Source organism: Pseudomonas sp. MF4836, assembly GCF_002018875.1.
Lineage (GTDB): Bacteria > Pseudomonadota > Gammaproteobacteria > Pseudomonadales > Pseudomonadaceae > Aquipseudomonas.
Window position 1 is genome coordinate 360228 of the sequence record NZ_MVOL01000002.1, and the last position, 19466, is coordinate 379693.

General features: G+C 63.0%; 14 protein-coding genes. All 14 read left to right on the forward strand.

Annotated elements, in window-relative coordinates; translation table 11 throughout:
- Positions 1 to 94 precede the first annotated feature (94 nt).
- The 14 genes from hutU (at position 95) to mdoH (ending at position 19256) form a co-directional block, all read left to right on the forward strand.
- The gene (gene hutU / locus MF4836_RS05015) at positions 95 to 1777 is read left to right on the forward strand and encodes a urocanate hydratase (protein ID WP_078469416.1); all 1683 of its coding nucleotides are present in this window, start codon (positions 95 to 97) and stop codon (positions 1775 to 1777) included.
- A gap of 99 nt (positions 1778 to 1876) precedes the next feature.
- Positions 1877 to 3346, forward strand: a complete 1470-nt coding sequence (locus tag MF4836_RS05020) for a purine-cytosine permease family protein (protein ID WP_078469417.1) — start codon at positions 1877 to 1879, stop codon at positions 3344 to 3346.
- A 74-nt stretch (positions 3347 to 3420) separates the two neighbouring features.
- Positions 3421 to 4389 (forward strand): ABC transporter substrate-binding protein, encoded by a 969-nt coding sequence (locus MF4836_RS05025; protein ID WP_078469418.1) that lies wholly within the window; start codon positions 3421 to 3423, stop codon positions 4387 to 4389.
- 72 nt (positions 4390 to 4461) lie between these two features.
- The gene (locus tag MF4836_RS05030; RefSeq protein WP_078469419.1) at positions 4462 to 5313 is read left to right on the forward strand and encodes an ABC transporter permease; all 852 of its coding nucleotides are present in this window, start codon (positions 4462 to 4464) and stop codon (positions 5311 to 5313) included.
- The gene (locus MF4836_RS05035; protein WP_020299502.1) at positions 5310 to 6140 is read left to right on the forward strand and encodes a quaternary amine ABC transporter ATP-binding protein; all 831 of its coding nucleotides are present in this window, start codon (positions 5310 to 5312) and stop codon (positions 6138 to 6140) included. Before MF4836_RS05030 ends, MF4836_RS05035 begins: the two co-directional genes overlap by 4 nt.
- 48 nt (positions 6141 to 6188) lie before the next feature.
- Positions 6189 to 7712: a histidine ammonia-lyase gene (hutH, locus tag MF4836_RS05040; protein ID WP_078469420.1), complete on the forward strand. Its 1524-nt coding sequence runs from the start codon at positions 6189 to 6191 to the stop codon at positions 7710 to 7712.
- Positions 7713 to 7823: 111 nt separating this feature from the next.
- Positions 7824 to 9362 carry a histidine ammonia-lyase gene (gene hutH, locus MF4836_RS05045; protein WP_102047881.1) on the forward strand — a complete coding sequence of 513 codons (1539 nt, stop codon included), beginning with the start codon at positions 7824 to 7826 and terminating at the stop codon, positions 9360 to 9362.
- A gap of 224 nt (positions 9363 to 9586) precedes the next feature.
- The gene (locus MF4836_RS05050) at positions 9587 to 10996 is read left to right on the forward strand and encodes an amino acid permease (RefSeq protein WP_078469421.1); all 1410 of its coding nucleotides are present in this window, start codon (positions 9587 to 9589) and stop codon (positions 10994 to 10996) included.
- Positions 10997 to 11008: 12 nt separating this feature from the next.
- On the forward strand, positions 11009 to 12214 hold the full coding sequence (gene hutI, locus MF4836_RS05055) for an imidazolonepropionase (protein ID WP_078469422.1): 1206 nt from the start codon (positions 11009 to 11011) through the stop codon (positions 12212 to 12214).
- 10 nt (positions 12215 to 12224) lie between these two features.
- Positions 12225 to 13028, forward strand: a complete 804-nt coding sequence (hutG, locus tag MF4836_RS05060; RefSeq protein ID WP_078469423.1) for an N-formylglutamate deformylase — start codon at positions 12225 to 12227, stop codon at positions 13026 to 13028.
- 174 nt (positions 13029 to 13202) lie between these two features.
- Positions 13203 to 14174, forward strand: a complete 972-nt coding sequence (pip, locus tag MF4836_RS05065; RefSeq protein ID WP_078469424.1) for a prolyl aminopeptidase — start codon at positions 13203 to 13205, stop codon at positions 14172 to 14174.
- Positions 14171 to 14608: a D-aminoacyl-tRNA deacylase gene (gene dtd, locus MF4836_RS05070; protein ID WP_078469425.1), complete on the forward strand. Its 438-nt coding sequence runs from the start codon at positions 14171 to 14173 to the stop codon at positions 14606 to 14608. The genes pip and dtd overlap by 4 nt, the downstream gene beginning before the upstream one ends.
- Positions 14609 to 14884: 276 nt before the next feature.
- Positions 14885 to 16693 carry a glucan biosynthesis protein gene (locus MF4836_RS05075; protein WP_043230385.1) on the forward strand — a complete coding sequence of 603 codons (1809 nt, stop codon included), beginning with the start codon at positions 14885 to 14887 and terminating at the stop codon, positions 16691 to 16693.
- The gene (gene mdoH / locus MF4836_RS05080) at positions 16686 to 19256 is read left to right on the forward strand and encodes a glucans biosynthesis glucosyltransferase MdoH (protein ID WP_078469426.1); all 2571 of its coding nucleotides are present in this window, start codon (positions 16686 to 16688) and stop codon (positions 19254 to 19256) included. Before MF4836_RS05075 ends, mdoH begins: the two co-directional genes overlap by 8 nt.
- Positions 19257 to 19466 lie beyond the last annotated feature (210 nt).

Genomic DNA, 19466 nt, shown 5'->3' on the forward strand with positions numbered 1-19466 from the left:
GCCATTGCTGATTCGCTTGTAGCGCAACCCCTGCGCGCAGGCTCGCTGGCCCACTGCCTGGGTTGGTTTGGATTGATTGCTGAGGATTTTTTCCGTGACTGACAACAAACCTACGAAATACCGGAACGTCGAAATTCGCGCTGCCCGCGGCAACAAGCTGACCGCCAAGAGCTGGCTGACGGAAGCGCCGCTGCGGATGCTGATGAACAACCTCGATCCGGAAGTCGCCGAGAACCCTAAAGAGCTGGTGGTCTACGGCGGCATTGGTCGCGCCGCGCGCAACTGGGAGTGCTACGACAAGATCGTCGAGAGCCTGACCAACCTCAATGACGATGAAACCCTGCTGGTGCAGTCGGGCAAGCCGGTCGGCGTGTTCAAGACCCACAGCAACGCACCGCGCGTACTGATCGCCAACTCCAACCTGGTACCGCACTGGGCCAGTTGGGAGCACTTCAACGAACTGGATGCCAAGGGCCTGGCCATGTACGGCCAGATGACCGCCGGCAGCTGGATCTACATCGGCAGCCAGGGCATCGTCCAGGGCACCTACGAAACCTTCGTCGAAGCCGGTCGCCAGCACTACAACAGCAATCTGAAAGGCCGCTGGGTCCTCACCGCCGGCCTCGGCGGCATGGGTGGCGCCCAGCCGCTGGCCGCGACCCTGGCCGGTGCCTGCTCGCTGAACATCGAATGCCAGCAGGTCAGCATCGATTTCCGCCTCAATAGCCGCTACGTCGATGAACAAGCCCGCGACCTCGACGACGCCCTGGCCCGCATCGAGAAATACACCAAGGAAGGCAAGGCCATCTCCATTGCCCTGCTGGGTAACGCCGCGGAAATCCTCCCGGAACTGGTCAAGCGTGGCGTGCGCCCGGACATGGTCACCGACCAGACCAGCGCCCACGATCCGCTCAACGGTTACCTGCCAGCCGGCTGGACCTGGGACGAGTACCGCGCTCGCGCCAAGACCGAGCCGGCCGCCGTGGTCAAGGCTGCCAAGCAATCCATGGCGGTGCACGTCAAGGCCATGCTCGACTTCCAGAAGCAGGGCATTCCGACCTTCGACTACGGCAACAACATCCGGCAGATGGCTCAGGAAGAGGGTGTGGAAAACGCCTTCGACTTCCCGGGTTTCGTACCGGCATATATCCGTCCGCTGTTCTGCCGTGGCATCGGTCCGTTCCGTTGGGCCGCGCTGTCCGGCGACCCGCAGGACATCTACAAGACCGACGCCAAGGTCAAGGAACTGATCCCCGACGACGCCCATCTGCACAACTGGCTGGACATGGCCCGCGAGCGCATCAGCTTCCAGGGCCTGCCGGCGCGTATCTGCTGGGTCGGCCTGGGCCAGCGCGCCAAGCTCGGCCTGGCATTCAACGAAATGGTGCGCCGCGGTGAGCTGTCGGCGCCGATCGTGATCGGTCGCGACCACCTGGACTCCGGTTCGGTCGCCAGCCCGAACCGCGAAACCGAGTCGATGCAGGATGGTTCCGACGCCGTGTCCGACTGGCCACTGCTCAACGCCCTGCTCAACACCGCCAGTGGCGCGACCTGGGTCTCGCTGCACCACGGTGGCGGCGTCGGCATGGGCTTCTCCCAGCACTCGGGGATGGTCATCGTCTGCGACGGTACCGATGAGGCTGCCGAGCGTATCGCGCGCGTGCTTCACAACGACCCGGCCACCGGTGTCATGCGTCACGCCGACGCCGGCTATCAGATCGCCATCGACTGCGCCAAGGAGCAAGGCCTGAATCTGCCGATGATCACCGGCCAGTAAGCCGTATCGCGGGGGCCGGTTCACCGGCTCCCGCCGCTACAAAAAACGCTCCTGTCGGAGCAGCAAATCGTCTGCAGTGCCCATAGAGGTTCGACGTAAATGGCTTTATCGAATGATCGTGCAAGCAGTAAACCGTTGATCGAAAGGCGTTCGATCGACTACATCCCGGAAGCGGAAAGACACGGTCGTCTATTGAGTCAGTTCACCCTATGGCTGGGTGCCAACCTGCAAATCACTGCAATTGTCACCGGGGCCCTGGCCGTGGTGCTGGGCGGTGATGTGTTCTGGTCGCTGATCGGCCTGTTGCTTGGGCAATTGATCGGCGGCGGGGTCATGGCGCTGCACGCGGCGCAAGGGCCGCAACTGGGCCTGCCGCAGATGATCTCCAGCCGTGTGCAGTTCGGTGTCTACGGTGCGGTGATTCCCCTGGTGCTGGTGTGCCTGATGTACATCGGTTTCTCGGCCAGCGGTTCGTTGCTGGCGGGGCAAGCGGTGGCGCAACTGCTGCAGGTCCAGGACTGGGTCGGCATCGTGCTGTTTGCCGGCTCGATCATGGTCTTCACCATCTTCGGCTACCGGGTGATTCACGGCATTGGCCGGGTCGCCAGCGTGCTGGGGGTCGTGGCCTTCATCTACCTGTTCTACAAACTGCTGTCCGGCAACGACATTGGCGCGTTGCTGGGGAACAAGCATTTTTCTCTTTCGAGCTTTCTGTTGGCGGTGTCGTTGTCGGCATCCTGGCAGATCGCGTTTGGCCCTTATGTGGCCGACTACTCGCGTTATCTGCCGCGCAGCACTTCGGCGGTCAAGACCTTCTGGGCCGTGGGCCTGGGTTCGGTGATCGGCGCGCAGGCGGCGATGGTGTTCGGGGTGTTCGCGGCGGCCCTGGCCGGTTCGCAGTTCGCCCACCACGAGGTGTCGTTTATCGTCGGCCTGGGTGGCACCGGGATCGTTGCCGGCCTGCTGTATTTCGCCGTGGCCTTCGGCAAGGTGACAGTGACCACCCTCAACGCCTACGGCAGCTTCATGTCGATCGCCACCATCATCAGCGGCTTTCGTGGCAGCCGGCACATCGGCAGCGGCGTGCGCCTGCTGTACATCTTCATCATGGTCTCGATCGCGGCGTCCCTGGCACTGCTGGGCAAGGACTCGTTCCTCAAGGATTTCTCGGCGTTCATCCTGTTCCTGCTGGCGTTCTTCACGCCCTGGAGCGCGATCAACCTGGTGGACTTCTACTGCATCACCAAAGAGCGCTATGACATTCCCGCGCTCTCGGACCCCAATGCCCGGTACGGGCGCTGGAACCTCATGGGCATCAGCATTTACGTGTTTGGTGTGTTGATTCAGATGCCGTTCATCTCCACCCATTTCTACACCGGTCCGCTGGTGGCGAGCCTGGGGGACACCGATATCTCCTGGATCATCGGCCTGGTGGTGCCGGCAGCGCTGTATTACTTCGCCGCCAGGAAATGGCATGGCGCGGTACCCGATCGTCTGATCCTGCCGGTAGAGCAGGACGCGGTCACCGAACAAAAGCTGAGTGGGGCGGCCCGCGCAAGTGCGGTGTGAGCCTGATTGGACGTGGATAGGGCTGGATGCCTCTTGACTGCCGTATGCCAATTCATGATTAGGAGCGTCACACAATGAGCGTCAATAAGACCCTGCTGACCACTCTGCTTTCCATGGGCCTGCTGGCCAGTGCCGGTGCTGCCCAGGCCGCCGACTGGTGCGAATCCGGCAAACCGGTGAAGTTCGCCGGGCTGAACTGGGAAAGCGGCATGTTGCTGACCGACGTGCTGCAACTGGTGCTGGAAAAAGGCTACGACTGCAAGACCGATACCTTGCCCGGCAACTCCATCACCATGGAGAACGCCCTGGGCAGCAACGACATTCAAGTGTTCGCCGAGGAGTGGGTAGGCCGCAGCGAAGTCTGGAACAAGGCCGAGAAGGCCGGCAAGGTGGTGGGTGTCGGCGCCCCGGTGGTGGGTGCCGTCGAAGGCTGGTACGTGCCGCGCTACGTGATCGAGGGCGATGCCAAGCGCAAGCTGGAAGCCAAGGCGCCGGACCTGAAGAACATCGCCGACCTGGCCAAGTATTCAGCAGTGTTCAAGGACCAGGAAGAGCCTGCCAAAGGCCGTTTCTACAACTGCCCGGCCGGCTGGACCTGTGAGCTGGACAATAGCGAAATGCTCAAGAGCTACGGCCTGGAAAACAGCTACACCAACTTCCGCCCGGGCACCGGCCCGGCCCTGGATGCCGCTGTGCTGTCGAGCTACAAGCGTGGCGAGCCGATCCTGTTTTACTACTGGTCGCCGACGCCGCTGATGGGCCAGGTCGACCTGGTGAAGCTCGAGGAGAAACCCGGCGTGGATAAAAGCGTGACCATCAAGGTCGGCCTGTCCAAGGTGTTCCACGAGCAGGCGCCGGAGCTGGTCTCGGTGCTGGAGAAGGTCAACCTGCCGATCGATCTGCTGAACCAGAACCTGGCGCGGATGACCAAGGAACGCATCGAATCGCCGAAACTGGCGAAAATTTTTCTCAAGGAACATCCTGAAGTCTGGCATGCATGGGTAAGCGACGATGCGGCCAGGAAAATCGACGCGGCCTTGTAGGTAGAGCCTTTGCGGCCGTCAGCACTGGCTGCCGCAAGCGACGCCACATCCCCCCTTGATCGAGAGTTGCTTATGTTTCCTGAGCGTTTCACATTTTCTATCGCCGACTGGGTCAACGGTTGGGTTGACTCGTTGGTGACCAATTACGGCGATGTCTTCCGCCACATCTCCGACACCCTGCTGTGGGCCATCGTCAACCTCGAAGGCCTGCTGCGCATGGCGCCCTGGTGGCTGATGCTGGCCATTGTCGGCGGCATTGCCTGGCATGCGACACGCAAGGTGGTGACCACTGCGGTGATTGTCGGCCTGCTGTTTCTGGTGGGCGCCGTCGGGCTGTGGGACAAGCTGATGCAGACCCTGGCACTGATGCTGGTGGCGACCGTGATTTCGGTGCTGATCGGCATTCCCCTGGGCATCCTTTCGGCGCGCAGCAATCGCCTGCGTTCGGTGCTGATGCCGCTGCTCGACATCATGCAGACCATGCCCAGCTTCGTGTACCTGATCCCGGTGCTGATGCTGTTCGGCCTGGGCAAGGTGCCGGCGATCTTCGCCACCGTCATCTACGCCGCGCCGCCGCTGATCCGCCTCACCGATCTGGGTATTCGTCAGGTCGACCGCGAGGTCATGGAAGCGATCAACGCCTTTGGTGCCAATCGCTGGCAGCAGCTGTTCGGCGTGCAATTGCCGCTGGCGCTGCCGAGCATCATGGCCGGGATCAACCAGACCACCATGATGGCCCTGTCGATGGTGGTGATCGCCTCGATGATCGGTGCCCGTGGCCTGGGCGAAGACGTGCTGGTGGGCATCCAGACCCTCAACGTCGGGCGCGGCCTGGAAGCGGGGCTGGCCATCGTGATTCTGGCGGTGGTGATCGATCGGATTACCCAGGCCTATGGTCGTCCACGCCATGAGGTGAACCCATGAGCAACACAGCCATCAGCAAAATCGAAGTCAAGAACGTGTTCAAGATCTTCGGCAATCGTTCCGCCGATGCCTTGAACATGATTCGCCAGAACAAGAGCAAGGACCAGGTGCTGGCCGAGACCGGTTGCGTGGTCGGGGTCAACGACCTGTCGCTGAGCATCGGCACCGGCGAAATCTTCGTGATCATGGGCCTCTCCGGCTCCGGCAAGTCGACCCTGGTGCGCCACTTCAATCGCCTGATCGACCCCACCAGCGGCGCGATCCTGGTGGACGGCGAGGACATCCTGCAATACGACATGGACGCCCTGCGCCAGTTTCGCCGGCACAAGATCAGCATGGTGTTCCAGAGCTTCGGCCTGTTGCCCCACAAGAGCGTGCTGGACAACGTCGCCTATGGCCTGAAAGTGCGCGGCGAGAGCAAGCAGGTCTGTGCCGAACGGGCGCTGCACTGGATCAATACCGTGGGCCTCAAGGGCTATGAAAACAAATACCCGCACCAGCTCTCCGGCGGCATGCGCCAACGGGTCGGCCTGGCCCGGGCGTTGGCGGCGGACACCGACATTATCCTGATGGACGAAGCCTTCAGCGCCCTCGACCCACTGATCCGCGCCGAAATGCAGGACCAGTTGCTGGAGCTGCAGAAGACCCTGCACAAGACCATCGTTTTTATCACTCACGATCTGGATGAGGCGGTACGCATCGGCAATCGCATCGCGATCCTCAAGGACGGCCGCCTGATCCAGGTCGGCACGCCGAAAGAGATCCTGCATTCGCCGGCCGACGAGTACGTCGACCGTTTCGTCCAGCGCCGCGCGGCGGTGGTCTGATGAGCACCGTGGCAGCTGCACCGTCATTCACTCGGTATGAGGCCGGACATGTCCCAGGCTGAAACAATCGTTATCGCCGACGCCCCGCTGCGTTGGCAGGATGTCGTCGCCGTCGCCCGCCAGGGCGCGCAACTGGTGCTGTCGGAGCAGGCCTGGGCGCGGGTCGAGAATGCCCAGGCCATCGTCCAGCGCATCGTCGCCAGCGGCGAGCGCGCCTACGGCGTCAGCACCGGCCTGGGGGCGCTGTGCAACGTTTCGCTCGAGGGCGAGCAACTCAGCCAGTTGTCGCGCAATACCTTGCTCAGCCACGCCTGCGGCGTCGGTCCGGTGCTGAGTGACGAGCAGACCCGGGCCATTCTCTGCGCCGCCATCATCAACTTCAGCCAGGGCAAATCCGGGGTGCAGCGGCCGGTGGTCGAGGCACTGCTGAACGTGCTCAATCGCGGGATTACGCCGCAGGTGCCGTCCCAGGGTTCGGTGGGTTACCTGACCCACATGGCGCATATCAGCATCGCCCTGCTCGGGGTGGGCCAGGTCAGTTATCGCGGCCAGGTGGTCGCGGCCGCGCAAGCCCTGGCAGCCGAAGGTTTGCAGCCGGTGCAACTGGGGGCCAAGGACGGCCTGTGCCTGGTCAACGGCACGCCGTGCATGACCGGCCTCAGTTGCCTGGCATTGGCCGATGCCACACGCCTGCTGCAATGGGCCGATGTGATCGGCGCCATGAGTTTTGAAGCCTTGCGCGGGCAGATTGCCGCGTTCGACGCCGAGATCATCGCCCTCAAGCCGCACCCGGGCATGCAACAGGTCGCCACTAACCTGCGGGGCCTGCTCGAAGGCAGCGAAGTGATCGCCAACAGCCTGGGTATCCGCACCCAGGACGCCTTGAGCATCCGTTCGATTCCCCAGGTGCACGGCGCCGCCCGCGACCAGTTGGCCCACGCCACGCGCCAGATCGAAACCGAACTCAACGCCGCCACCGACAACCCGCTGCTGCTGGGCACGCCGGATAACTACCGGGTGGTGTCCCAGGCCAATCCCCACGGCCAATCGGTGGCCCTGGCCGCGGACCTGCTGGCGATCGCCATGGCGGAAATCGGCTCGATCGCCGAGCGTCGCCTGGACCGCCTGATCAACCCTCATGTCAGCGGCCTGCCGGCCTTCCTGGTGAGCAACCCGGGGGTCAATTCCGGAATGATGATCGTGCAATACGTGGCCGCGTCGCTGTGCGCGGAAAACCGCCAATTGGCGCAACCCGCGGTGCTCGACAACTACGTGACCTCGGGCCTGCAGGAGGATCACCTGAGCCTGGGCACCAACGCCGCGCTGAAGCTGCACCGGGCCCTGGAGAACTGCCGTCAGATCCTCGCCATCGAGTACCTGCTGGCGGCCCAGGCCTTTGAATTTCTCAAGCCCCAGGGCTTTGGCCAGGGCACCGGCCGCGCCTGGAAGCTGCTGCGCCAACGGGTCCCGGCCTATGACCAGGACCGCTGGCTGGCGCCGGACATCGCCAGCGCCGCCTCGATTTTGCAAGACCCGACACTGCTCGAAGACGTTTTACCGAAGCTGTACTGATTTCTACACAAGCCAGCGTGCCAAGGCGCCACTCCGCTCAACCAGCGGGTAGCGACGGACAACGGAATTATCCGGAGCGACTGGCAAGTTAATAAAACTCTCAAAAGGAGAATGAATGTGACTGCGCTTAACCTAATCCCCGGCCAACTGAGCCTGGCTCAACTGCGTGCCATCTATCAGCAACCGGTGACCCTGAGCCTGGATGACAGTGCCTCGGCCCAGATCGACGCCAGCGTTGCCTGCGTCGAGCAGATCCTCGCGGAAAACCGCACCGCCTATGGCATCAACACCGGTTTCGGCCTGCTGGCCTCGACCCGCATTGCCAGCGCCGACCTGGAAAACCTCCAGCGCTCGCTGGTGCTGTCCCACGCCGCCGGTGTCGGCGAGCCGATCAGCGATGACCTGGTGCGCCTGATCATGGTGCTCAAGGTCAACAGCCTGAGCCGTGGTTTCTCGGGTATCCGTCGCCAGGTGATCGATGGCCTGATCGCGCTGATCAATGCCGAGGTTTATCCCCACATCCCGCTCAAGGGTTCGGTAGGCGCCTCCGGCGACCTGGCACCATTGGCCCATATGTCGCTGGTGCTGCTGGGCGAGGGCAAGGCGCGCTACAAGGGTGAATGGCTGGAAGCGACCGCAGCGTTGAAAGTTGCCGGTCTCAAGCCCCTGACCCTGGCCGCCAAGGAAGGGCTGGCCCTGCTCAATGGCACCCAGGTGTCCACTGCCTACGCCTTGCGCGGCCTGTTTGAAGGTGAAGACCTGTTCGCTGGCGCCCTGGCCTGTGGCGGCCTGACGGTCGAGGCGGTACTGGGTTCGCGCTCGCCGTTCGACGCGCGGATTCACGCAGCCCGTGGCCAGCGTGGCCAGATCGATGCCGCCGCGGCCTACCGCGACCTGCTGGGCGAGGGCAGTGAAGTGTCGGCCTCCCACGAGAACTGCGACAAGGTCCAGGATCCGTACTCCCTGCGCTGCCAGCCGCAAGTCATGGGCGCCTGCCTGACTCAGTTGCGCCAGGCGGCCGAAGTGCTGGTGGTCGAAGCCAACGCCGTTTCCGACAACCCGCTGGTATTCGCCGCCGAAGGCGACGTGATTTCCGGTGGCAACTTCCACGCCGAGCCGGTGGCCATGGCCGCCGACAACATGGCCCTGGCCATTGCCGAAATCGGCTCCCTGAGCGAGCGTCGCATTTCGCTGATGATGGACAAGCACATGTCGCAACTGCCGCCGTTCCTGGTGGCCAATGGCGGCGTCAACTCCGGCTTCATGATCGCCCAGGTCACCGCGGCGGCCCTGGCCAGCGAAAACAAGGCCCTGGCTCACCCGCATTCGGTGGACAGCATCCCGACCTCCGCCAACCAGGAAGACCACGTGTCGATGGCTCCGGCCGCCGGCAAGCGCCTGTGGGAAATGGCTGAAAACACCCGTGGCGTGCTCGCCGTGGAATGGCTGGCGGCCTGCCAGGGCCTGGACCTGCGCGATGGCCTGAAGACCTCGGTCAAGCTGGAAAAAGCCCGCAGCGCCCTGCGCGCCAAGGTGCCGTTCTACGAGAAGGACCGCTTCTTCGCGCCGGACATCAATGCCGCAAGCGAACTGCTGGCCTCGCGCTGCCTGAACGAGCTGGTGCCGGCCAAGTTGCTGCCAAGCCTGTAATCACCAAAAAGCCTTGCGCGGCCCGGCCTTCACGCCGGGCTTGTGCAGGCTGCTGCCGAGCCTCGAGTAGGGGAGGCTGCTGATTGTCTCCATGCCTGGCATGGAAGTGCGGCCTGTGACGCCTGGCGTCACAAAATGGACGCGGAGCGTCTGTTGATGATTCTTCCCGGGCATGTGCCCGGGAAGAAATGGTCGTCTGATAAGAATAAATAGGGGACGAAGAAATGGAACAGAAAACAGCTGGATTGAAGCGCGGCCTATCGGCTCGCCACATTCGGTTCATGGCCTTGGGGTCTGCCATCGGCACCGGGCTTTTTTACGGTTCTGCCTCGGCCATTCAAATGGCCGGCCCTGCAGTTTTGCTCGCCTACCTGATTGGTGGCGCAGCCGTTTTCATGGTGATGCGCGCCCTCGGCGAGATGGCCGTGCATAACCCGGTGTCCGGTTCGTTCGGGCACTACGCCAGCCAATACCTGGGGCCGTTGTCGGGATTCATCCTGGGCTGGACCTACGCTTTTGAAATGATCATCGTCTGCCTCGCGGACGTCACTGCGTTCGGTATCTACATGGGCTTCTGGTTCCCGGAGGTGGCCCGCTGGATCTGGGTGCTGGGCATCGTGCTGCTGATCGGCGGCCTGAACCTGTGCAACGTCAAGGTCTTCGGCGAGATGGAGTTCTGGCTGTCGCTGCTCAAGGTCGGGGCCATTGTCGCGATGATTCTCGGCGGCTTCGGCATCATGCTGTTCGGCATCGGTTCGGCCGGCAGCGACCAGGCAGTGGGGGTCTCCAACTTGTGGGCCCATGGCGGTTTCATGCCTAACGGCATCGGTGGCCTGATCGCCTCGTTCGCGGTGGTGATGTTTGCCTTTGGCGGGATTGAAATCATCGGCATCACCGCCGGTGAAGCCAAGGACCCGCGTCGGGTTATTCCCAAGGCGATCAACGCCGTACCGCTGCGGATTCTGCTGTTCTACGTGCTGACCCTGTTTGTGCTGATGGCCATCTACCCATGGCAGCAGATCGGCACCCAGGGCAGCCCGTTCGTGCAGATCTTCGATAACCTGGGCATCGCCTCGGCGGCGACCATCCTCAACATCGTGGTGATCTCGGCGGCGGTTTCGGCGATCAACAGCGATATCTTCGGCGCCGGGCGCATGATGTATGGCCTGGCCCAGCAAGGTCAGGCGCCCAAGGGCTTTGCCCAACTGTCGAAGCAGGGCGTGCCATGGATGACCGTGGTGGTGATGGCGGCGGCCCTGTTGGGCGGCGTGCTGCTGAACTACCTGATCCCGGAAAACGTGTTCCTGCTGATCGCGTCCATCGCGACCTTCGCCACGGTCTGGGTCTGGCTGATGATCCTCGTGACCCAGGTGGCAATGCGTCGCTCCATGAACGCCGAGCAGGTTGCCCAGTTGCAGTTCAAGGTGCCGTTCTGGCCTTGGGCACCGGCGGCGGCCATCGTCTTCATGCTGTTCATCTTTGGCGTGCTGGGCTATTTCCCGCAGACTCAGGCAGCGCTGATGGTGGGCGCGGTGTGGATCGTGCTGCTGGTGATTGCCTATATGTTGTGGGTCAAGCCAGCGGCGGCTCAGGCGCTGGAGGTTGATCGCACTTTTTCACCGACTGACCATTAACGGAGACCCTGGATGAAAACTCTTTGGCAACACTGCAACGTCGCCAGCATGGCCTCGGGCACTTACTCGATCATCGAGGACGCGGCCATGGTGACGTCAGGGGCGCACATCGAGTGGATCGGCCGGCGCTCGGAGGCGCCGGCCGGCGACTACGCCCAGGTCAAGGACCTGGCTGGAGCCTGGGTAACCCCGGGCTTTATCGATTGCCATACCCATACGGTTTTCGGCGGCAACCGCAGCGGTGAATTCGAGCAGCGCCTGCAAGGCGTGAGTTATGCCGAGATCGCCGCCGCCGGTGGCGGTATCGCCAGCACCGTGCGCGCGACCCGCGCCGCCAGTGAGGACGAGCTGTTCGCCAGTGCCAAAAAGCGTCTGCAAAACCTGCTGCGCGAAGGCGTCACCAGTGTCGAGATCAAGTCCGGCTACGGCCTGGACCTGGCCAGCGAGCGCAAGATCCTGCGGGTTATCCGCCGCCTGGGCGCCGAGTTGCCGGTCAGTGTGCGCAGCACCTGCCTGGCGGCCCACGCCTTGCCACCGGAATACGCCGAACGCGCTGACGACTATATCGACCATATCTGCCACGAGATGCTTCCGGCGCTGGCCGCCGAAGGGCTGGTGGATGCAGTGGATGCGTTCTGCGAATACCTGGCGTTTTCGCCGGCCCAGGTGGAACGGGTGTTTGTTGCCGCGCAGGCACTTGGCTTGCCGGTGAAGCTGCACGCCGAGCAATTGTCGTCGCTGCACGGTTCGAGCCTGGCCGCGCGCTACCACGCGCTGTCGGCCGACCACCTGGAATTCATGACCGAAGACGATGCTATCGCCATGGCCCAGTCCGGCACGGTGGCGGTGTTGTTGCCGGGGGCGTTCTACTTTTTGCGCGAAACCCAACTGCCGCCGATGGAGGCCCTGCGCAAGCATGGGGTCAAGATCGCCGTGGCCAGCGACCTCAACCCTGGCACCTCGCCGGCGTTGTCGGTGCGCCTGATGCTGAACATGGCCTGCACCTGTTTCCGCATGACTCCGGAAGAAGCCCTGGCCGGCGTCACGCTGCACGCGGCCAAGGCGCTGGGCATGGAACAGACCCATGGTTCGCTGGAGGTCGGCAAGGTCGCGGACTTTGTCGCCTGGCAGATTGATCGTCCGGCCGACCTGGCCTACTGGCTGGGCGGCGACCTGGAAAAACGCGTCGTGCGTCACGGCGTGGAAGTGACTGTTTAGGAGAATGCTTGTGGATAAGGTGCTGAACTTCAAACAAGGCCGGGTACCGCTGCTGATCAGCATGCCCCATGCCGGCGTGCGCCTGACGCCCGCCGTGGAGGCCGGGCTGATCGCCGAGGCGCAAAGCTTGCCGGACACCGACTGGCACATCCCGCAGCTCTACGAGTTTGCCCAGGAACTGGGGGCCAGCACCCTGGCTGCCGAGTACTCGCGGTTTGTCATCGACCTCAACCGCCCGTCCGACGACACACCTTTATATGTCGGGGCCACTACCGGCCTGTACCCGGCCACCCTGTTCGACGGCGTGCCGTTGTTCAAGGAGGGCCATGAGCCGTCGGCCGAGGAACGGGTGAGTTACCTGCAAAAGGTCTGGGGGCCGTATCACCGCACCCTGCAGGAAGAACTGGCGCGGCTGCGGGACGAGTTTGGCTACGCCTTGCTGTTCGATGCCCACTCGATCCGTTCGCTGATCCCCCATCTGTTCGAGGGCAAGCTGCCGGACTTCAACCTCGGCACCTTCAACGGCGCCAGCTGCGACCCGCAACTGGCCAACCAGCTGGAGGCTATCTGCGCCGGCCATGGCGACTACAGCCATGTGTTGAACGGGCGCTTCAAGGGCGGTCATATCACCCGCCATTACGGCAACCCGGCCGAGCATATCCACGCGGTGCAACTGGAGCTGGCGCAGAGCACCTACATGGAAGAGTTCGAACCGTTCCGCTATCGCCCGGATCTGGCGGCGCCGACCCAGGTGGTGCTCAAGGAGTTGCTGCAAGGGTTGCTCGCCTGGGGCCGGCAGCGTTACGGCAAGTGAGGGTGCGCGCCCTGGCGGCAAACCCCTGAGGGGGCAGGGTTCATGTGCATGAATGGGGCTGACAACCCCATTTTTCTCAAGGGCATGCCGATTGCGTAATTCGGGTTTATGATGCCGGACGGCAGAATAATTGAAGTCCCCCCAGGGATGAACCCGACCCTTACGGAGCGCGCAATGCAGACTTTGTACCCGCAGATCAAACCCTACGCCCGGCACGATCTGGCTGTCGACGAACCGCATGTGCTGTACGTCGATGAAAGCGGTTCTCCGGAAGGCCTGCCGGTGGTGTTTATCCACGGTGGCCCGGGAGCCGGGTGCGATGCCCAGAGCCGCTGCTACTTCGACCCGAACCTGTACCGCATCATCACCTTCGATCAGCGCGGTTGCGGTCGCTCCACCCCCCACGCCAGCCTTGAAAACAACACCACCTGGGACCTGGTCGCCGACCTGGAGCGGATTCGCCTGCACCTGGGGATCGAAAAGTGGGTGGTGTTTGGCGGTTCATGGGGGTCGACCCTGGCGCTGGCTTACGCGCAAAGCCATCCAGAGCGTGTGCACGGTCTGATTCTGCGCGGGATCTTTCTGGCGCGTCCGCAGGAAATCGAGTGGTTCTACCAGAACGGCGCCAGCCGTCTGTTCCCGGATTACTGGCAGGACTACGTGGCGCCCATCCCACAGGATGAACGCCACGACCTGCTCAACGCCTTCCACAAACGCCTGACTGGCACCGACCAGATTGCCCAGATGCATGCGGCCAAGGCCTGGTCGACCTGGGAGGGGCGCACCGCGACCCTGCGCCCGAACCCGTTGGTGGTGGACCGCTTCTCCGAGCCGCAGCGCGCGCTGTCGATTGCCCGGATCGAATGCCACTACTTCACCAACAATGCCTTCCTTGAGCCCGACCAGCTGATTCGCGACATGGGCAAGATCGCCCACCTGCCGGGGGTTATCGTCCACGGTCGCTACGACGTGATCTGCCCCCTGGACAACGCCTGGGAGCTGCACCAGGCCTGGCCCAACAGCGAGCTGCAAGTCATCCGCGACGCCGGCCACGCGGCCTCCGAGCCAGGGATCACCGACGCCCTGGTGCGCGCCGCCGACCAGATGGCCCGGCGCCTGCTCGACCTGCCGCTTGAAGAAGCATGAAGGGCCTGCTGCAACGGGTGCGTGGCGCACGAGTGGAAGTGGCGGGGGAGGTGGTAGGCGCCGTCGACCAGGGGTTGCTGGTGCTGGTGGCGGTGGAACCCGACGACACCCGGGCCAGCGCCGACAAACTTCTGCACAAGCTGCTTAACTATCGGGTGTTCAGTGATCCCGAGGGCAAGATGAATCTGTCCCTGGCCGAGGTCGATGGCGGTCTGCTGCTGGTGTCGCAGTTCACCCTGGCCGCCGACACCAGAAGCGGCTTGCGTCCGAGCTTTTCCACGGCCGCGCCGCCAGCCCTGGGCCAGGAGCTTTTCGACTATCTATTAGCAAAGGCGCAACAGTTACATGGCAAAGTGGCATCGGGACGTTTCGGTGCGGACATGCAGGTGCATCTGGTCAATGATGGCCCGGTAACCTTCCTGTTACAGACCTGAAAGTGCTTGAAACATCTTTTTCCGCCGATTTAGGTCGAAAACAGCTGTTTTACCCAATAAATACTTTGTTCCCCCTGATGCGTTGTAACGCGGCCTACTAGATAATCGCGCGCTACGGGGATCAGCGTTCGTTGGTCCATTTTGACTTAGGTAGAGACTTGTCCGTGACCGCTTGGGGAATCATTTCGCCCCATCGGAGTCGGAACAATGCTCGCCAACCTGGCATATAGATAGCTGGCCGTTGGTTTTTTGATCTGTTTTCGGCGAGGGTTGCTCGTGATTGTTAGTCCCTGTAATGCACCAAAATTGTCTGCCAAACGGTTACGAAACGCGCTGCTGACAGGCTCTGCCCTGCTTTGCCTGCTTGGCGCCGGTCCGCTCATGGCTTTCAATCTGGATGATGTATCGGCCAAAGCCAAAGAGCTGGCCGGGCAGAAGTACGAGGCCCCGCGCAGTAACCTGCCGAACGAATTTCGTGACATGAAGTTCGCGGATTATCAAAAAATCCGCTTCCTCACTGAAAAAGCTGAGTGGGCCAATCAGAAAACCCCCTTCAAGCTGTCGTTCTATCACCAGGGCATGCACTTCGATACGCCGGTGAAAATCAACGAAATCACGGCCAACACCGTCGAAGAGATCAAATACGACCCAAGTCGCTTCGACTTCGGCGACGTCAAGTTCGATCCCAAGGCCACCGAGAAGCTGGGTTATGCCGGTTTCCGTGTGCTGTACCCGATCAACAAGGCCGACAAGCAAGACGAGATCATGACCATGCTCGGCGCGAGCTACTTCCGCGTTGTGGGCAAGGGCCATACCTACGGCTTGTCCGCCCGCGGCCTGGCGATCGATACCGCCTTGCCTTCCGGCGAAGAGTTCCCGCGTTTCAGCGAGTTCTGGATCCAGCAACCCAAGCCGACCGACAAGCACCTGGTGATCTACGCCCTGCTGGACTCGCCGCGTGCAGCCGGTGCCTACCGCCTGACCCTGCGTCCGGGCAGCGACACCATCGTCGACGTCAAGGCCAAAGTGTTCCTGCGGGACAAGGTCGGCAAGCTGGGCATCGCCCCGCTGACCAGCATGTTCCTGTTCGGCGCCAACCAGCCGTCCAAGGTCCTCAACTACCGTCGCGAGTTGCATGACTCCAGCGGCCTGTCGATCCATGCCGGCAATGGCGAGTGGATCTGGCGCCCGCTGAACAACCCGAAACACCTGGCCGTGAGCAACTTCTCGGTCGAAAACCCGCGTGGTTTCGGCTTGCTGCAACGTGGCCGTGACTTCAGCCACTACGAAGACCTCGATGACCGCTACGACAAGCGCCCAAGCGCCTGGATCGAGCCGAAGGGCGATTGGGGCAAGGGCACCGTCGATCTGGTGGAGATCCCGACTGCCGATGAAACCAACGACAACATCGTTGCCTTCTGGAGCCCGGAGAAACAGCCGGAGCCGGGCCAGGCCTTTGATTTCGCCTACCGCCTGCACTGGACCATCGACGAAGCCGCCCTGCATTCGCCGGACAGCGCCTGGGTCGAGCAGACCCTGCGTTCCACGGGTGACGTCAAGCAGTCGAACCTGATCCGTCAGCCGGACGGCAGCGTGGCGTACCTGGTGGACTTCCAGGGCCCATCCCTGGCGGCCCTGCCGGAAGATGCCGAAGTGCGCAGCCAGGTCAGCGTTGGCGATAACGCCGAGCTGGTCGAAAACAGCGTGCGCTACAACCCTGAAACCAAAGGCTGGCGCCTGACCCTGCGGATGAAAATCAAGGACGCAGGCAAGTCCACCGAGATGCGTGCGGCGCTGGTGAGAAACGTGGCTCCGGCCGAGCCTGCCAAGTCGACCCTGCCGGCATCCAATTCTTCCGTGGCCAAGGCTGACAAGATTGCCGCCAAGCAACAGGAGAAGAAGGACAAGGAAGCCAAGCTGGCCGAGGCCAAGCAAGCTGACGCCAAGCCGGCCAAAGACGCCAAGGACAACAAAGACGCGAAGCAGCCTGTGGCTGCCGATGCCGCCCCAGCCACACCGGAATCTGTCCCGACTGAGCAAGTCCTGACCGAGACCTGGAGCTATCAGTTGCCTGCCGATGAGTAACTCTCAAGTACAGCCAGAGACTCTCGCCGAGTACCTGGCGCACCTGCCAATGACGGACGAGCAGCGCGCTGAACTGGCGGGTTGCCAGTCTTTCAGCGAGCTGCACCAGCGGCTGTCGTCTGCAACCTTCGATGCCCCTGCCGATGCCGCCCAGGCGTCGGTCGGCCGGCGTCTGACCCTGAGCACCGCCGAAGAGCTGGAGGACGCCGAAATGCTGGCGCTCGACGCCAGTGGCCGGGTGTGCCTCAAGGCCACGCCACCGATCCGTCGCACCAAGGTGGTTCCGGAGCCGTGGCGCACCAATATCCTGGTCCGTGGCTGGCGGCGCCTGACCGGGCGCACCAACCCGCCGGCGCCACCCAAGGATGAGCGGGTGCTCCCGGCGGCGCGCTGGCGCACCGTGGGCTCGATCCGCCGTTACATCCTGCTGGTGCTGATGCTCGGCCAGACCATCGTCGCCGGCTGGTACATGAAAGGCATCATGCCGTACCAGGGCTGGGCCTTCGTCGACCTGGAAGAAGTCCTGCACCAACCCTTGATGCAGACCGCTACCCAGGTGCTGCCGTATGCGCTGCAGACCAGCATCCTGATCCTGTTCGGGATTCTGTTCTGCTGGGTTTCGGCGGGCTTCTGGACCGCGCTGATGGGCTTCCTCGAGTTGCTCACCGGGCATGACAAATACCGTATCTCCGGCGCCAGTGCCGGTGACGAACCGATCCCTCGGGACGCGCGCACCGCTCTGGTCATGCCGATCTGCAACGAAGACGTGCCGCGGGTATTCGCCGGTTTGCGAGCGACTTTCGAGTCGGTTGCCGCCACGGGTGACCTCGACCGCTTCGACTTCTTCGTGCTCAGCGACAGTAACGATGCCGATATCTGCATCGCCGAGCAGCAGGCGTGGCTGGATGTGTGCCGTGAAGCCAAGGGCTTCGGCAAGATCTTCTATCGTCGCCGTCGTCGCCGGGTCAAACGCAAGAGCGGCAACCTCGACGACTTCTGCCGTCGCTGGGGCGGCGACTACAAGTACATGGTGGTGCTCGACGCCGACAGCGTGATGAGCGGTGAATGCCTGACCAGCCTGGTGCGCTTGATGGAAGCCACGCCGGACGCCGGGATCATTCAGACCGCGCCACGGGCTTCGGGCATGGACACGCTGTATGCGCGCATGCAGCAGTTCGCGACCCGGGTCTACGGCCCGCTGTTCACCGCCGGCCTGCACTTCTGGCAGTTGGGTGAATCCCACTACTGGGGCCACAACGCGATCATCCGCATGCAGCCGTTCATCGAGCATTGCGCCCTGGCGCCTTTGCCGGGCAAAGGTGCGTTCGCCGGTGCGATTCTTTCCCACGACTTCGTCGAAGCTGCGCTGATGCGCCGTGCCGGCTGGGGTGTGTGGATTGCCTACGACCTGCCGGGCAGCTATGAAGAACTGCCGCCGAACCTGCTGGACGAACTCAAGCGTGACCGTCGCTGGTGCCACGGCAACCTGATGAACTTTCGCCTGTTCCTGGTAAAAGGCATGCACCCGGTGCACCGCGCGGTGTTCCTCACTGGCGTGATGTCCTACCTGTCGGCGCCCTTGTGGTTCTTCTTCCTGGTGTTGTCCACCGCCCTGCTGGCAGTGAACACGCTGATGGAGCCGCAGTACTTCATGGAGCCGCGCCAACTGTACCCGCTGTGGCCGCAATGGCACCCGGACAAGGCCGTGGCCCTGTTCTCGACCACCATCGTGCTGCTGTTCCTGCCCAAGTTGCTGAGCATCATCCTGATCTGGGCCAAGGGCGCGAAAGAGTTCGGCGGCAAGTTCAAGGTGACCCTGTCGATGCTGCTGGAGATGCTGTTCTCCATGCTGCTGGCGCCGGTGCGGATGATTTTCCACACCCGCTTCGTTCTGGCCGCGTTCCTCGGCTGGGCTGCGACCTGGAACTCGCCACAGCGTGACGACGACTCCACGCCGTGGAGCGAGGCGGTCAAGCGCCACGGTCCGCAGACCTTGCTGGGTTTCTTCTGGGCATTGCTGGTGGTGTGGCTGAACCCGAGCTTCCTGTGGTGGCTGGTGCCGATTGTCGGTTCGCTGATGCTGTCGATCCCGGTGTCGGTGATCTCCAGCCGTGTCGGCCTGGGCCTGAAGTCCCGTGACGAGAGCCTGTTCCTGATCCCCGAGGAATACAATCCGCCGCAGGCCTTGCTGGCAACTGACCAGTACACCCACGAAAACCGCTGGCACGCCCTCAACGACGGCTTTATCCGTGCCGTGGTCGACCCGCAGCAGAACGCCCTGGCGTGTGCGCTGGCGACCTCCCGTCACGGTCAGGCCGAGCCGATCGAGTGGCTGCGTATCGAGCGCGTGCGGCATGCGCTGAAAGTCGGGCCGGCGGCCCTCAACAACAGCGAGCGCCTGGCGCTGTTGAGCGACCCGGTGGCCCTGGCCCGCCTGCATGAGCAGGTCTGGAGCGAAGGCCACGGTGAATGGCTCGGTGCCTGGCGCCAGTCGGTAGACGCCGACCCCCATGCCCCGCTGTTACCGTTGCAACCGCTGATCGCGGCCCCGCAACCGGCCTGACGCCAACGCCCTTGAGCTCCCACTCAAGGGCGTTTTACATTGCACCACCCCCCTTCAACCCCGTAGCCGCTGCCGCAGGTTGCGCCCGCCGGTACTGGCGCCACCTCTTTTCCTGACACGCTCCGGCGCCCCATAGGGCCAGCGCAGCCTCGCGGGCTCGGCAGCGGCTACAGGTCATACTTTTTCTGGTGCTTCTGCGGTGCTCTCTGG